General features: G+C 29.8%; 18 protein-coding genes. 13 read left to right on the top strand and 5 right to left on the bottom strand.

What is annotated here, in order from left to right; translation table 11 throughout:
• Positions 1–10 precede the first annotated feature (10 nt).
• From OZP08_RS07415 to OZP08_RS07365, 11 genes are all read left to right on the top strand, one after another.
• Positions 11–502 (top strand): hypothetical protein, encoded by a 492-nt coding sequence (locus OZP08_RS07415; protein WP_281323358.1) that lies wholly within the window; start codon positions 11–13, stop codon positions 500–502.
• On the top strand, positions 499–966 hold the full coding sequence (locus tag OZP08_RS07410; protein ID WP_281323357.1) for a hypothetical protein: 468 nt from the start codon (positions 499–501) through the stop codon (positions 964–966). The genes OZP08_RS07415 and OZP08_RS07410 overlap by 4 nt, the downstream gene beginning before the upstream one ends.
• 306 nt (positions 967–1,272) lie before the next feature.
• Positions 1,273–1,887 (top strand): hypothetical protein, encoded by a 615-nt coding sequence (locus OZP08_RS07405; RefSeq protein ID WP_268848991.1) that lies wholly within the window; start codon positions 1,273–1,275, stop codon positions 1,885–1,887.
• A 392-nt stretch (positions 1,888–2,279) separates the two neighbouring features.
• Positions 2,280–2,942 (top strand): hypothetical protein, encoded by a 663-nt coding sequence (locus tag OZP08_RS07400; RefSeq protein WP_268848990.1) that lies wholly within the window; start codon positions 2,280–2,282, stop codon positions 2,940–2,942.
• A gap of 255 nt (positions 2,943–3,197) precedes the next feature.
• Complete coding sequence (locus OZP08_RS07395) at positions 3,198–3,692, top strand: hypothetical protein (RefSeq protein WP_281323356.1); 495 nt, start codon at positions 3,198–3,200, stop codon at positions 3,690–3,692.
• A 41-nt stretch (positions 3,693–3,733) separates the two neighbouring features.
• Entirely contained in the window at positions 3,734–4,462 is a 729-nt protein-coding gene (locus OZP08_RS07390) for a hypothetical protein (protein ID WP_281323355.1), read from the top strand.
• Between the two features lie 181 nt (positions 4,463–4,643).
• Positions 4,644–4,976 (top strand): hypothetical protein, encoded by a 333-nt coding sequence (locus OZP08_RS07385; RefSeq protein WP_281323354.1) that lies wholly within the window; start codon positions 4,644–4,646, stop codon positions 4,974–4,976.
• A gap of 44 nt (positions 4,977–5,020) precedes the next feature.
• Positions 5,021–5,488: a hypothetical protein gene (locus OZP08_RS07380; protein WP_268848986.1), complete on the top strand. Its 468-nt coding sequence runs from the start codon at positions 5,021–5,023 to the stop codon at positions 5,486–5,488.
• A 183-nt stretch (positions 5,489–5,671) separates the two neighbouring features.
• Positions 5,672–6,067: a hypothetical protein gene (locus OZP08_RS07375; protein ID WP_268848985.1), complete on the top strand. Its 396-nt coding sequence runs from the start codon at positions 5,672–5,674 to the stop codon at positions 6,065–6,067.
• Between the two features lie 129 nt (positions 6,068–6,196).
• The gene (locus OZP08_RS07370; RefSeq protein WP_281323353.1) at positions 6,197–7,276 is read left to right on the top strand and encodes a hypothetical protein; all 1,080 of its coding nucleotides are present in this window, start codon (positions 6,197–6,199) and stop codon (positions 7,274–7,276) included.
• 69 nt (positions 7,277–7,345) lie between these two features.
• A complete protein-coding gene (locus tag OZP08_RS07365; RefSeq protein ID WP_268848983.1) occupies positions 7,346–7,813 on the top strand; it encodes an OsmC family protein in 468 nt (155 codons plus the stop codon).
• A 171-nt stretch (positions 7,814–7,984) separates the two neighbouring features.
• Here OZP08_RS07365 and OZP08_RS07360 read toward each other — a convergent pair whose 3' ends face one another.
• Positions 7,985–8,290: a hypothetical protein gene (locus tag OZP08_RS07360; protein ID WP_268848982.1), complete on the bottom strand. Its 306-nt coding sequence runs from the start codon at positions 8,288–8,290 to the stop codon at positions 7,985–7,987.
• A 480-nt stretch (positions 8,291–8,770) separates the two neighbouring features.
• On the opposite strand from OZP08_RS07360, the gene OZP08_RS07355 reads away from it, so the two are divergent.
• Together OZP08_RS07355 and OZP08_RS07350 are read left to right on the top strand one after the other, a co-directional pair.
• Positions 8,771–9,649, top strand: a complete 879-nt coding sequence (locus tag OZP08_RS07355; protein WP_281323352.1) for a LytTR family DNA-binding domain-containing protein — start codon at positions 8,771–8,773, stop codon at positions 9,647–9,649.
• A gap of 136 nt (positions 9,650–9,785) precedes the next feature.
• Entirely contained in the window at positions 9,786–10,970 is a 1,185-nt protein-coding gene (locus OZP08_RS07350) for an acyltransferase family protein (RefSeq protein WP_281323351.1), read from the top strand.
• A 126-nt stretch (positions 10,971–11,096) separates the two neighbouring features.
• Here the strand turns inward: OZP08_RS07350 and OZP08_RS07345 are convergent, their stop codons facing one another.
• From OZP08_RS07345 to OZP08_RS07330, 4 genes are all read right to left on the bottom strand, one after another.
• The gene (locus OZP08_RS07345) at positions 11,097–11,924 is read right to left on the bottom strand and encodes a leucine-rich repeat domain-containing protein (protein WP_268848976.1); all 828 of its coding nucleotides are present in this window, start codon (positions 11,922–11,924) and stop codon (positions 11,097–11,099) included.
• A 464-nt stretch (positions 11,925–12,388) separates the two neighbouring features.
• Complete coding sequence (locus OZP08_RS07340; RefSeq protein WP_281323350.1) at positions 12,389–13,105, bottom strand: rhodanese-like domain-containing protein; 717 nt, start codon at positions 13,103–13,105, stop codon at positions 12,389–12,391.
• Positions 13,106–13,111: 6 nt separating this feature from the next.
• Positions 13,112–14,179 (bottom strand): sterol desaturase family protein, encoded by a 1,068-nt coding sequence (locus OZP08_RS07335; protein ID WP_268848974.1) that lies wholly within the window; start codon positions 14,177–14,179, stop codon positions 13,112–13,114.
• Between the two features lie 219 nt (positions 14,180–14,398).
• Entirely contained in the window at positions 14,399–16,318 is a 1,920-nt protein-coding gene (locus tag OZP08_RS07330) for an arylsulfatase (protein WP_281323349.1), read from the bottom strand.
• Positions 16,319–16,328 lie beyond the last annotated feature (10 nt).

The following is a 16,328-nucleotide window of genomic DNA, read 5'->3' as shown; positions in this document are numbered from 1 at the left end:
CACTAAAAATATGTATTTTGAAATAATTTTAAAATCAGATGTAAAACTGAAAACTCGTGATATTGATGATACCACAATATCAGAGGCAACATTTTCTATATATGAACTTGAAGACGATGCTAAAATAAAATGGGATAATTTTTTAGTCTCATTTAATCTGAAAAATGATCTAGGGGATTGCTTTTCAGATATTATAAATATGTTAGAACTTATTAAAAAAAAAGAACCTTATTTTAAGGTAATTTTTCCTAGTTATAGTTTTTTTGAAGCATGGAAATGTAGCATTCAAAAAAACATCATTACCATTGAATGGACTAATTTAAATGAAAAATATAAAACAAACACAAATAACAAAATTTCAATAGATATTAATCTATATGTAAAAGAGTGGCTTAAATTATTGAATCAATTAAAAGAAGACTTAACTAAAGTTGGATACAATAATAAGAATTTGGAAGACTACTACTTATTAGAGAATTTAGATAGATATTTAATTTTATGACAGAATTTATATTGAAAAAATGGGAAGAACAAAAAATTTTAGGAGGGCTAAATTGTTTTGTTAATAATAAAGGAGAAGTAATACTATTAGATTGTTTTTGCTACAAAACAGATAATGAGCAATTCAATTCATGCACCCCCTTTTGTGATACTAAAATTGAAAATTTAGAAAAATATAATAATGAATTATGGACTCAATTTGATGTTTTTACGAATAAAGTAGAAACAGAAGATGGTGACATGATTTTTGGAGGCGAAGGAGAAATGGGAAATGAAGGGTTTATTGTTTGCACAAATAAGGATAATGATTTTATATGGTCTTTATTCTTTTTAAATTCGAATCCCTTTTATAAATTAGAATTGATTAATAATGAAATTCATGCATTTTCATCATTGGATTTAGTTTATAAAATTAATTTAAAAAAACCTGAAAACATTAATATTTCTCATTATAAATGGAGGTAAAAGGCACTGTTTCATATTAAGAGTTTTCAATAAAACCAATATCACATTCTTATTTAGTTAAATTATTTTTAGATAATAATTATCCTATCTAAAAAAATAAAACAAAAAGCCGTCATTAATGACGGCTTTTTATAAGCTTAAAACAGAAAAACTATCTTTTAATCTTTTCTTATTTATTGCAATATCAATAAAATAATTATGATAGAACAGAACTTTATAAATTCGAATATAAATAACATCAGGAACTATTCATAGTCACCCAATTTCCCAGGCAGATGCAAAAAAATATTTAAAAAGCTGTAAATAATGAATATTAAAGATTATCTAATTAGTTTACAATTAGAACAAGGTTGGCAAGTTGAGATAAACTCGTATAATTCATTTCCTATATTTGATAATACTATTGTATTTAGTGCAATTAACAAAACAATAGGAAAAGAATTTTACATAGAATTTGAAAATGATGAAATTGGTTATGTACTAAATGAAGTTATACTGAGCAGAAGCAATTTTTGTTTGAATCTAAGTGAAAATTCTAAAATCTACAATCAAATTTCATCAAATACAAATATTGATGTATTATTAGAATCTTTAAATAAAAAAATCAATCCAAACGATTTAGATTTAATGCATCTTAAAATAAGTGGGGGCTGGAAAATACTTTTGAATAGATTATTCAATACGAATAAAAAATATGATGAAATCGAATTTTTATTTTTTGCAAAGAGAGATAATCAAATAATAGAAATAAGTTGGATAGAATCATCTAAATATATAGTTAGCATTGGAAAAACAAAGCATAAAAACAATTCAGATTTTATCAACAGTCAAGAACTTGAAGAGATTACCATTTATGACTTTACAAATCTTGAACAATTAAAGGAATTTATAGAAGACTATTTTTTAAAACCTAGATCATAAAATTACAAAGTTTTTAGAGGTTTCTAGACTTTGTACTGCTAAAGCGTATCGACAAATTAAAAATAAGATCACAAACAAAAAAATAAATCGTTATGTTTGGGATGGCAACGTTCTTATTCACGAATGGAAATATGACCTAAAGGATAGACCAAAACTCATCGTTGACGGCGATAATCTGATTTATGATAAACCCGAACCCGTTGAGATTTTAATCACTTGGGTGTATCAGGGAAGAAATTTTGTACCAAGTGCTAAGATTGTCGGAGGTAATAAATACAGTATTATTAAACAACTATATTGGTCCTCCTGTAGAAAGTCTGGTATGGACGGAGTTTATGAAACTTTAGAATCTATTACTGACAAACCCGCAATTATACTTATAAAATAGAGTAATGAAGAATATAACAAAAACTGCAAATGGTGGGTATTTTAAAATAGAATGGGGCGTGCCTGTTTTTAGCTCAGACCAACTACAAGACTATTGGGAGGTCGATGAAAACGGATATGTTTGTAAAATAAACGTTCAATTGCTATATAATTCAGATTCTGACATTTTAACAGAAGAACCTGAAATATTAAAATTATTGCATCAAAATAAAAATGAAAAGACAGAATTAATATTTTCAGAATTTTTAAAAACAAATAAACATTTCGGCAACATTCATCAATCATTATTTGAAGATAATATTATTTTTTCATATCAAGCTAAAAATGAATTCAATGATAAAGAAAAGTTTATATTTAAACAATTAGCAGAAGGCGTCAATATAATTTTTAATGAGCAATTAATTTTGAGGTATCTGATTATAGAAAATATATCAACATTTAACTATCTAAATATAGATAATGATTTAGATAATATAGATTCTGAAATAAGGAGGAATATTATTAAATTATATTTTAGCATTTATACTTACAATCAGAATAATAAAATTGAAATAAAATCTATAATTGATAAAATAACAAATTTCATTAAAAATACACATAATCTAGATAAAAGTATTATTAAGTTTTTAAACGAAGAAATATTTTATTTGAATGAAGAACTTGAATAGGATAATGTTATCAAAGTAAATGGTGAGTTTTTGAAATCTCGTAAGGTGTTGTAAACATTAGGTTTTATAGAAAAGAATAAGGTAATGTTTTCTTTGTTTTTTCTATAAAACTAAACCCATAACTCATGGTGATGATTTGGTTTATGATAAATCGGATCCAATTAAGAATTTAATTACGTGAGTGCATCAAAATAGAACTTTTGCACTGAGTGAGAAAATTGTTAGAGATAATTAAATACAGTATTTTTTTTAAACATGATAGATTATAAAGCTAAAGTTATTTCTGGAAAATCTTTAATAGGTATAGAAATAGGCTCAAACATTAATAATTATTTGACTGAATTATATTCAAAAAATGTTTCAGTTGCAATTAAAATTTATAATGAGAATAAAAAAAATGAACTTCATAATTACATCATTAATGGTAATGTAAAAATTAACACCTTAAATGATGGTTCTATATTAAATATAACTTGTATGAATTCTTTAGAAACGAAATTTAACGATGATTTATATTCGGGCATCACAGTTGTAGAATTAAAAAAGAAAACAGAAAAACAATCTATTCTTCATGGGTCTTTATTTTTAAATGGCGATTACGGCATTTGTTATGTATTACCTTCACCTTATGATGAAATTGGTGACACTATAAATCATTTACCAGATTCATTAGTCTTAAATGAGGTTTGCATAGGTGATTTTTCATGGTGGTTTAAACCTGAACTGACTCCTGATTATGCTAAAGGTTAGTTTTATCATTACTAAAAGGTAGTAAAGTAGCATTTGAATTTATGGAGAATATTCGTTTTTTTTACTCTAACAGAGAAGCATTGATATCCTTTCAAAACGAAATAAAAGGTAGTGATACTATAGAGAAGCTAAAAAAGGAGATACAACTAAAATTTTGTCTTGATTATTCATTTCAAAACTTGAAAACAATTTCGTTAGAGTATTTTAGTTTATATGTCGATAAAATAATTAAAAATAAAGAAGAAGAAACTTTTGAATATTGTGATTTATTAGACTCTATATTCTATCTATTTATAACAAATTGTAATTTTAAAGAAAATGACATAAAGGATAAATTTGAATTATTAAGAGCTCATATTAATTTCGACAAGCAATCAAAAATTGAAATTGAAGATGAATTATTAAATTATTCAAAAACTTATATTTCATTAATCATTCAAAAAGTACTTTTTGGAGAAATTAATGATCCCATAATAAATGAAAACAGTGAGTTATTGGGTTACGATGAGTTTAACGCACCCCCCACCAAACATGATGCAATGTTGTATGAGGTTATCAAAATGGATTTAGCGAGTATAAACAGAATGAAAAATTTGTATAAAAAAAATCCACTCACTGAACCAGTGGGATTCCAAGATTTCAGTAATATGTTTTCGACACTAGGAAAAATTGAATTTTGGAAAAAATTAGATACGAATCTAGATAAGAATATCATTGATCAATTATTTATAAATGAGTTTGGAAAGAGTTTAAATTATTTTTCCTTTTAAGAACCACGCAATGAAAAATTAAAATAACTCTTTATATTATTCATTTCCTCTTTACAAAACTACTATAGAGAGTTTATAAAAATTTAATCCTGACATTTGGACAACTTTTGAGGTTCTTATAGAGGGAAAAATATCAAAAGACACTCACAAGATTATTGAGTGTAAATAAACATATATTATTATGGATAAATACCTGAAGGATTTGAAAATCTTAAAAAAAGAATGGACATATTTTATAAAAACAAATCCATTATCTACGTTCGAAGAAAACAAACTTGAAAAAATTAAATTAAAAGAAATTATTTTAAAAATATTTAATGATCAAGAGCTTTTAGATGCAGAAAAAAAAGAACTTATAGAGAGTAGTGTTAAACTTTTGTCTAAATTCACAGGTTGTTCAGAGGATTTGTTTATATCTAGAGAAATTTTAAATGATTTAATTGATAAAAATATTGTTGATGAATATGTATATGAAATTTTCAACAATAACTCCCCTGTAAGAAGATGGTTTTAAATACAATTATGTGTAAAACTGATTTTTCCTTTTAGAACTGTGTAATGAAAAATAAAATAATGTTAGAGCACTGGTTAAATGAAGAATTAATAGGAATAAATTCTTTGCAAAAAAGTAATGGTGAAATTATAGTATTAAATTGTTATAATGTGACTAATAAAAACAACCCTTTATATTATTCATTTCCTCTTTGCGAAACTACTATAGAGAGTTTAGAAAAATTTAATCCTGACATTTGGACAACTTTTGAAGTTCTTTCAAATAGAATAGAGATTAATAACGAGTATATTGTATTTGATGGTGAAGGCGGAATGGGAAACGAGGGTTTTATAGCTTGCACAGATAGTTCTAATAATTTCTTATGGGCTCTTTTTTTCACAGATTCAAATCCATTCTATAAAATCGAGTTTAATAATAATGAGATTTATGCATATTCTTCAAATAGTTTGCTATACAAAGTAAATTTAACAAATCCAGAGATTATTGCGATTGAACAAAAGGAATGGAAATAAAATAAGATATTATGTATTGGAGTATAAGCATAATTATATATTCTAACAAAATATTGTAGGAATGCCTAGAAGCTTGTTTTTACGAATCTAAAAACTATATGGTTAATAAAGTAATACCTTTATTTGTTACAAGAATTTCCAGCAACTATATTCAAATTAGACTAAAATGTCATTAAAAAAGATATGAATAAAAATAAATTAAGCATAGTTTTATTAGAAGACATTTCATTTGAAGAATTAATTTCAAAAATTGAAAAAGTCTTTAATACCCCATTACCTTTTAAAAATGAAAAAGGGAGATTTGTTGCAAAATCTGAAACTGAGAATTTCAAAATAACAGTAATTGATCGTTATGATGATTTAAGCGAAATGCTTTGTGACGATTATCATACATTGGAATTAACTTTTGAATACAAGGAATCGTTAGATTATATGGCTAATGAAAACCTTATAAAGGAGATCCTAAAAAAGACTATAAAATGGGAATACGGCATATGGTCTCCAATAGAGATTGGAGATCCATATCGAAAAGTTTTCCCGAATAAAGAAACAGAAATATTTTATAGAAATTCTATTTAGCTAGGAATAAGTAAAAACAACTGGGAATAGATTCGAAGTTCGTGTTCATCCAGCGAATCCATCACAAAATTCAAAAAAGATAAAAAAGATAACTGGAAAAAAATCAAATCAATTAAACGCAAGTGATTTATGTATATTAATGAAGCTTTGAATTTCAATATTTTGAGATTTTCAGGAAAAAAAGAAACGTTAGAGAATAGAAAATTAAAGTTATCAAATTATGAAAATGGTAATGGTATTTATTCTTTAGGTGTACTTTCTAAAAGACTGGATTTTGAAGAAATTTTATATTCATTAAAAAATGAAACTTTATATAATAATTTAAAATCCGAAAGTTTTACCAAAAATGTTTTTGAAGATATTTTCTATATCATGGAAATACTTTTAAGAATTTTTAAATTTCATGAACCCTTTTACATAAATGACCGATTAAAGAATTTCTGCTATGTAAACATTTTATTAAACAACTCAAAAAATGTTTCTACAGAAGACGTAGATTTAAGTTTTAAAAACCTATTATTTTTCAATCCTTGTTCCGAAGAATTCATCAATAGAAATCAGCTAAGAAATGGAGAGTATTTAAATAATGAAAGACTAATTAATTTCTATAGTTGCTTTGAGGATATTTTTGAGGCTATCTTTAAACTAAAAAAAGAAAAAAACGCCTATCACAGAATTGCTAAAGGCGATATAGAATTATTATATGCAATTTTAAAAGAACTCATAAGTACTGTTTTTGAAGCTCAACCCAATACATTACCTAAAGAGTATTTAAAATTCGAGAACATTTTGAAAAACGAAAAAAAGCTATACGATTCTTTACTAAAATCTATAGATTATTTCACTCTTATAAACAACAAAGTAGATAATAAAACAGCATCACTTTACTATCAATCAGAAAAACCTTTGGAAATAGTAAATTTAGCTAAAAGGAATTCTAAAGTTAAGTTTAAAAGTGAATACATCATCGATTCTTATATCTTTAGATTCTCAAAACAACCTGATGAGTTCATTAATTTCCTATCATTTTTAAAAGAACAGGATGCAAAAAAATACATCAAATTTTCAATTATACTTTTATCACATCCTTTCATAATCTATAATTTAGAATCTAAGAAAAATCTAATTGAATCTAATCTCTATAAAACAGTACCTGACAAAGGATATGCTTATCAAAAACTCATTAAGTATAAAGAACTATTTCAATAATCTTAGATTCATATCAAAGATAAATCCTCTAAAAATAATTAGGTTTGTAAAGCTTAAATTCAACTTCAAATGCATCCCAATCACAACTATAAACTGACTCTAAAGTGGACAGGAAATAAAGGAACCGGAACTTCGGGTTATCGGGCTTATGATCGAAACCATGAAATTATAATTGAAGGAAAAACTACTTTATTAGGTTCAGCTGATCCTACTTTTCATGGTGACAAGACGGTTCACAATCCCGAAGATTTATTACTGGCTTCACTTTCGGCCTGTCATATGATGTCTTATTTGCACGTTTGTGTCAAAGCCGGAATTGTAGTTACCGATTATATTGACAATGCTACCGGAATTATGGTTGTAAATAACGACGGTTCCGGGCAATTTATAGAAGTAACATTAAATCCAATCGTAACCATTACCGATGAATCGCAGTTAGCAAAAGCAAATGAATTGCATAAAGAAGCCAATAAATTGTGTTTTATTGCTAATTCTGTGAACTTTCCTGTGAAACATAACTCGGAGATCAGGGTTTAATTAATCAGGAGTTATAGTTTACAAGACTCTACTTGTTAGAGAACTATACTGATGATTATACTATTTAATAAAAATAGTGTCTCCCTTCATTAGACAAGATTTATACTAATCTCAAAAAAAAGACTGCTCAAAAATTCTGAACAGTCTTTTTTATACATTGAAGAAATTGGTTTATGCCATGAACAAGGCATGCTTGTTATGATTGTATAAAACCAAATCATAAGGAATTACTGTTGACTCTAGCTTTTCTGAAGAAGCATCAAACTTAATCTTGTTGTATTTTCTAAACAAATAAACTTCTTTTAGACAATTAGATAAGCTCTGGTGAATTAATGTTGTAAAAGTTGGCAACTGTTTATCACCAATCAATAAATCTATTTGGTAATTCGAACTACTTTTTGATAAATTGTTTCCGTTAATTTTTATAGTAAATGTTGTTGGAATTCCGTTTTGCTCTCCTTGATATTGTACTACCATACTTCTTAATATTAAAACGTGGTTAAATTAAAATTTATAGCCTCAACTTTTATATTAGTTGAATTCTATAGTTAAAGTTATAAAAGGCAACCATTGCAACTGTTCTCCTTGAATTATCCTTTATAACAAATCTAATTAATAAAATGGTTTCGAACTCATTTAAGACTCTAAAACTTTCATAAATTCTTCAATATGCCAAAACAAAATATCATGCCTCAGAAGAATGTTTCCAGCTATGTAACATTTTCCTGATATACTTAATTTTACAGATGATTTTCTCGCAGCAAGTATGATTTTTTAAAAAAATTAGACAATAATGAAAGAAACAGAAACCCAACAGCAAGCCAATAACATTACTTTACCAAGATCAACCCCTTTGTAGAATTATCGTTTTAATTTGTATTTTCGTTTAACAAAGAAATACATAGCAACCAAACCAAGAGCGAGGACATTGTACAAAATTAAGACTAATCCAAAGAAATGAACCACAAGACATCTCCCATTCCCTTTTTGAAACAGCCCTATCCGTTTTATTATGAAGGTAAAAAACTACTTCAAATAATAAGTATATTGTTTTTGATTTCTCTATTTTTCAATTACATGCTCCAACCTTTTGATGTCAATCCCCAAGAACAAAAAATGCCTTTTTTTTGGATATGCTTCATCCATTCCTCCTCTCCTATTTTTATATTACTGATTATTGCGGGAATTTGTAAACTGTTTCCAAAAACGACTGAAGACTGGAAAATTAAAAATGAATGTATTCTTGTTTTCTTTTTGGTTCTTTTTACCGGAATAACCCAATTTTTGATTCGTGATATCATTTATGACAATCCCATGAATTGGTCATGGCGGTATTTTTCTGAAGAAATTTCTAACTCATTTATTGCCGGTGTTTTTCTTGGACCAATCATTATTTCCATCAATTTAAACCAACAACAACTAAAAAACAGACAAAAAGCTGATCATATTTCTTTGACCTTAACCGATGCTAAGAAACCTCAAAACAATACAGCTGTTACTATTGAAACGGAAGTAAAATCAGAAAAGTTTGTTTTCGAAAGCGATAGTTTTATTTATGCCAAAGCTGAAGGGAACTACGCTGAAATATTCCTAAAAAAAGAAGAGAAAGTACATAAACTCATCAAACGTATTCCTATCAAAAATCTAGAAATGCAACTGAGTACTTTTCCTTTTATCATAAAAACCCACCGATCGGTTTTATTAAATCTGAATTACATAGAAGAAGTTACCGGAAATGCACAGGGATATAAAGTACAATTAAAAGACTGTCCGGATACGGTTCCTGTTTCCAGAAGCTTCATTCAATCATTCGATTTAGCAGCTGCATCACGATAAAAACACCTTGTTGTTTATCCCAGAGTGTTGCTAACTGCCCCAAAACAATGCCTTTCGTCACATAATCTTGTCTTCTAGAACAAGTATTTGCAGCACTAATTTTTTGCTCACACATTTGCAAAAAAAATTTAGAACTATGCGTAGATATGATTTAGACTGGCTCAGAGTAATAGTATTTGGATTACTCATTTTTTATCATGTGGGAATGTTTTTTGTAGCTCCGGATTGGGAGTGGCACATCAAGAACAACATTACTTATGAGTGGATTAAATATCCCATGTTATTTTTAAACCAATGGCGATTGCCTATTCTTTTCGTCATTTCCGGAATGGGAACATCCTATGCTCTTTCAAAAAGAACTGCTGTTCAATTTGCTTTCGAAAGAACCAAAAAATTACTGCTTCCCCTAATTTTTGGAATGTTGGTCATCGTTCCTCCACAAGTATATCTTGAAAAATTTTCAAAAGGAATGATCAAAAGTAGCTATCTCGACTTCTGGCCTGCACAAGCCTTTATTGGTAAATATCCTGAAGGAAATTTAAGTTGGCATCATTTATGGTTTATCCCCTACTTACTTTTGTTCTCATTGGTACTTATTCCTGTGTTTGTATTTTTGAGAAACAACCCAAACAATGCTATCCTAAGAACAACTGCTAAAATAAGCAGCACAAGATGGGGATTGTACTGGTTCATAGTACCATTATATCTGATTGAATCTTTCATAGAGCCTTTTTTTAAAGAAACTCATGCTTTAGTCGGTGATTGGTTTGTTATCATCAACAGTATCACTTTGTTCTTTTTTGGATTTTTGTTAATCTCCGTAAAGGAAACGTTCTGGAAAACTGTAGAAAATAACCGAAAAACGTATCTAATATATGGTATTATTGGCTTTACGTTGCTTATGTCTATCATTACTGCTTTTGAGGATAGTTACACTAGACATTTTACCGAAGCGCTAATTAAAGTCTTCTCTTTTTGGTCATGGATTCTAACCCTTTTTGGTTATGCCTCCAGATACCTCAACAAACCAAGCAAAACATTATCCTACTGTAATGAGGCTGTATATCCTTTTTACATACTGCACCAAACGATAACTGTTATTTTAGGGTATTACTTAATGAATTTACAGTGGAATTCTTTCTACAAATATTCTATTATGTGTGCAGGGACGTTTTTACTATCATGGGTAATTTATGAATTCTTAATTAGAAGATGGTTCTTGATCCGACCGCTTTTTGGCTTACACAATTCCAAAAAAGCAACCGATTCTAAATCCCCTGATCAATCCTTTGCTTTACTCTTTCAGAAAAAGAACAACTAAACCGCACCCAATAAAAACGAAAAACCCTGTAATGTATGAAGTTACAGGGTATTCTAACTAAATGTATAAAACAAACAACTCTCTTTTATATAAAACAACAATCGTTTTATAAACTTTATTTTTCTACTATCCTTTTATAACGGATAAAGAAACTACATTTCCCATTTCATTTCTCATGGTCATATTCAATTTGTCTAATAATGACAACTTATTCGAAACCAACCCTGTGAACAAATTATAGGATATATTTAACTTTTTTAAATTTGGTAATTTTTCTAATTCCAAAGGCACTTTACCTTTAAAATCATTATCAAATAAATTTATATTCTCTAAACTATTTAAATTTACTATAGCTGAACTTAATATTCCAGTAAATTTATTACTATATAAAATCATCGATTTCAATGATTTAAGTCCATATATAGAATCTGGTAGTGGTCCAAAAAATGAGTTTTCATACAAAGACAACATTTCTAAGCTCGAAAGATTACCCAATTGCTGAGGCAACTCACCAGATAATATATTTCTATCCAAAAGCATAGATTTTAAACTTTTAATCTTACAAACTGAAGCTGGTATATTCCCAGTCAATTTATTTGACGAAAGATCTAGAATAAGTAAAGATTGCAAATTCCCTATATTAGCAGGTATTTCACCATTTAATAAGTTATCACTCAAATTTAATTCTTGTAAATTTAACAATGTAGTAATCTCAACAGGAATACGTCCCGTTAGATTATTATTTTTTAAATTTATAGAAATTACTTTGTCATCAACCACTTTCACGCCATACCATTTAGTTATTGGTAATGACATATCCCATTTTTTGATCCATTTAGCACCATTAGTTGTTTGGTACAATTTCATCAAAACTTCTTTTTCCGGTTGGGACACGTTAGCGGAAACAGAAAGTGAAAATAATATAGTAAGAATTAGAGTAATTTTTTTATTCATTTACTTTGTTTAGAATTTATTGCCCAAAAGTACTTAAAAACTCCGCTAACAAACAAGATAAAATCGATAAATTAACATAATAATTATTTTAACAACTACATATCTTACAAAAAAAGCCCCATAATTTAAAATCTAAATTACGGGGCCCAACTATCAAAAAAAACTAAACCTTGTTAATCAACAAACTAACTCTATTCATTCTTACAAGCCCAATTAATTACCTCTTACAACCTCAGATTTTTTTTCTCCTTCCTGAGTTATTTTCTTACTTCCCATTCGTCATCATCCATCGTCCCAATAGCTAAAATATTATTACATTACTATTACATTACTATTACATTACTATTACATTACTATTACATTACAAGGAAAATTGAAAGTCTATCATACTTAACTATCATAAAATGGTTAGAATTACAATATTCTTTACAAATAGCTATTGAGACTATTGATGACTGTTTTATTTAATTATTTTGTACCAAAGCCACATCAACATCATTTTTTAAATCCCCCAAACCTTCTTTCTTGAAAGCAATTCTCCCCTTTCTGTATAAGATCAAATACGGGAATACGTTTACCGTTTTTAAATCAGCTATAACTTGCGGATTATCTTCTAAATCTATTTCTATAATTTTTAGATGTGATCCATACTGAGCTTTGATGTTTTCTAAAACAGGTTTCACTTTTTTGCAGGCACCACAATATTGCGAACCAATATCGACCAAAACGAAATCGTTCTCTGCAATGATTTTTTTATAATCTGCTAATGACAGTTTACTTTTTGAATTAGAATAAAAGGGCTTTCCTCCTCCAATCCAATTGGCTATTCCTCCTTCTAAATCATGCACTTCCGAGAAACCATTTTTTAATAACTCTTTTGCCAATGCCCCACTTCTTCCTATGTTGATTGAATAAATAAATACTGGTTTTGATTTATCTAATGAAGCTACATATTTTGCATAATTTTCCGTTTGCAGATTAAAATTAACCGCACCATCAATATGGTTTAACGCAAACTCTTCGGGACTTCGAGCGTCTATTAGCTGTGGATTTTTTTCACTCTTAATTTTCGTGTAAAAAGAATCCAAAGGCAATGTTATTTGTTGATTTTGAGCCAAACCAACAATTCCTAACAGCAAGACTACTGCTGTAATACTTTTTTTTAATGTTCTATTTTTCATAATACTTTAAGATTGTAATGGTTCATAATAACTTTGATTCGTTGGAACAATATCTCTTTTTTGAGAAATTGGCAACGCAAGTACACCCTCTACTAATGGACTTCCCTCTTTTTTAGACTTGAATATAGGCCAAAGAAATTGTGCATACCATTCTTCGCTTTTATATGATTTCGTACCGTATGATTCAGGGAATTTTCGAGTGATTAAACCCGTTCCAAAAATCACATCCCACAGGAAAAACATATTCCCAAAGTTTCCCTTAAAATGACCTACTCCGTCACCGCTTGTATCAGCATGATGCGCATGATGCGTTGCTGGAGTCGAAATCAAACGTTCCAAAACCCATGCTATCGGGTGTAATGCTTTGTATTTATAAAACGGTTTGTCCCAAGCTATACTGGAATGTGCTCCCAAGGTGATAAAACTTTTTATAACGGTAACAAACAAAGCTGGCAATCCTAAGCCTAAGTAAGTCAATGTAGCCGTCAAATAAATTTGGGAGAAAAACACGGTATAAATAAAATTTTGTCTTGAAGCCATCGCCATTCCCATATACGGAGCCGAATGATGTGTTCTATGAAAACGCCATAAAAACGGTACTTGATGATGCAAACGATGGTACCAATATTGCGTTAAATCATCTGCAACCGCAATCAGAAAAAATCCTCCCCAAAACGGAACCCATGAAAGTGTATTTTCAAGATTTGGAATTAAAAAAGGTAAAACTGTCAAGCTAAAAAAAGCAATTACGGGCGGTAAAAGCAACTTTGGAGCTAAAAAACAAATGATATCAATTTTGCGTTCCGTTCCTGTCCATTGGTCATCATACAAACCTGCTGCAAATTCTATGACTCCTAAAACGAGCATAAAAGCAATCAAACCCCATGTTCGAATATTTTGGAATGCAGGTTTTACAAATTCTAAAAATGATGGTAATGTAAGCTGTGATTCTGTTACGATACCATTGCTTAACTTAAAATAAAGATAGATTGCCAATACCGGCAAGGTGTAAATCAAAAGACTAATGCTTAAGTCTCTTGTTAGTTTTCTTTTTAAATTTTGATCTATTGCCATGATTTCTTATTTTAAAATATAATTTACTAATGCTAAACCGCCAGCCAAAATGGCTAGTGGCACTATAAAGACAATCACCCCGACGATAATCTTCTTTCCTATTGTTTGATAATCTACTCGTTTCATTTTTTTAATGATTTATGATTAGTGCATAACAATTAAAGCTATACTCCTGATTAGACCTAACAGGTTTTAAAAACCTGTTAGGTCTCCAAACTCTTAATTACTGCTTCCGGATTGTGCTCCTTTATGAATCAATTCCTGAAGATTTTGATTTTTGTCTCCACTAGCATTATGTATTTTTCTACCCAATACATCTTGCCAATCAATCAACGGATACAAATTATTTTCTTTGGCTTGCTCATCAAACAATTTTTTAAGCTCAGCCAATTTTTCAGGATATTTTTGAGCCAAGTTTACGCGTTCGTTTAAATCTTCGTTTAAATTGTACAACTCCCAAACATCGGTATCAAAATTGGTTGGTTTTGGAGCTTCACCTTTACCTATTGAACTTTTTAATGCAAATGAATCCGGAAGGTGTGCTGCAGCTGCTTTCCAACCCTCTTTGTAAATAGCTCTGTTTCCGAAAATATAGTAATACTGCACTTTGTGTAACGATTCGGCTTTAGCATCATTCAACGAAGCATATAGAGATGAACCTTGAATTTTATCTTGCTTGATTTCCCTAATCGTTTCTGGTGCTTTGATTCCGGCAATATCCAATGTAGTAGGAAGTATATCCGTTACGTGGCTATATTGGTTTCTGATTCCTCCTTTTTCCTTAATCCCTTTTGGATAAAAAACAATCAACGGATTGCGCGTTCCTCCTTCTGAATGTGCATCTTGTTTCCAATTTTTAAAAGGGGTATTGGTAGCTTGTGCCCAACCTAATGGATAGTTGGTATTCAAGCCTTTTGCAGTACCTATTTCTCCTATATTATTCAAATTATCCTGAAGATTTTGTTCATCGGACACCCCTTTAGCAAAAAGGTTTTGGCTTATTGTTCCCTGCAAAGTACCTTCTTTACTGGCTCCATTATCACCGATAGCTACAAAAATCAGAGTATTATCCAATTGATTGCTTTCTTTCAAGTAATTCACCACTCTACCAATTTCGTGATCAGTATAGGTAAGATATCCCGCATACACTTCCATGAATCTTGTATACACTTTCTTTTGGTCTGGAGTTAGTTTTTTCCACTCGGTAATAAGTGCATTACGTTCCGGCAATACGGCATTGGTAGGGATTACTCCTAATTTCTTTTGATTTGCCAATACTTTTTCGCGATATACATCCCAACCTTCGTCAAATTTCCCTTTATAAGCATCACTCCAAGAAGCTTCTACCTGATGTGGTGCATGAACTGCTCCTGGTGCGTAGTACAGAAAGAATGGTTTTCCCGGTGCTGCTTTTTGTTGTCTTTGAATATAGCCAATAGCTTTATCGGTAATTTGATCAGTCAAATGTCTTCCGTCTGGTTTTACATGTGCCTGATCTTCTACCAAATCAGGTTTATACTGATCTGTCTGCGATCCTAAGAATCCAAAGAAATGATCGAATCCTTTCCCTGTAGGCCAGCGGTCAAAAGGACCTGCATCAGTAGCATCCTCATCTGGAGTTACCCCATATTTACCCACTGCAAAAGTGTTATACCCATTCTCTCTTAATATTTCAGCAACCGTTCCTTTATCTGATGGGATTCTTCCGTCCCAACCCGGAAAACCAGCCGAAAGAACGGTGTGTGAGAAGCCGCTAACATGAGCTTTTCCTGAATTTCTACCCGTTAATAATGCTGCACGAGTTGGGGCGCAAATTGCTGTGGTGTGAAAATTGGTATAACGCAATCCATTATTGGCCAACGCATCAAAAGTTGGCGTTTGTATTAAACCTCCAAAAGCACTGGAGGCTCCAAATCCTACATCATCCAGTAAAATCCAAACTATATTGGGTGCACCCGCAGGTGCTCTTACAGGTTCTGGCCAATATTCCTTGGAGTCAGCCAATGTTTTACCGATAACGCCTTTATAGTTCGCATCTGGTTTATTTTGGGCAAAGCCAAATTGTGCGACAAACAAAGCAATAACTAATAGCCCATTTTGAGGGCTCTTGATTTTCCAATTGAGTTTAAAATTTTTCATTTTTTTATAG

This window comes from Flavobacterium aestivum (assembly GCF_026870175.2).
GTDB lineage: Bacteria > Bacteroidota > Bacteroidia > Flavobacteriales > Flavobacteriaceae > Flavobacterium > Flavobacterium aestivum.
This window is presented reverse-complemented; position numbering and strand designations above follow the sequence as displayed.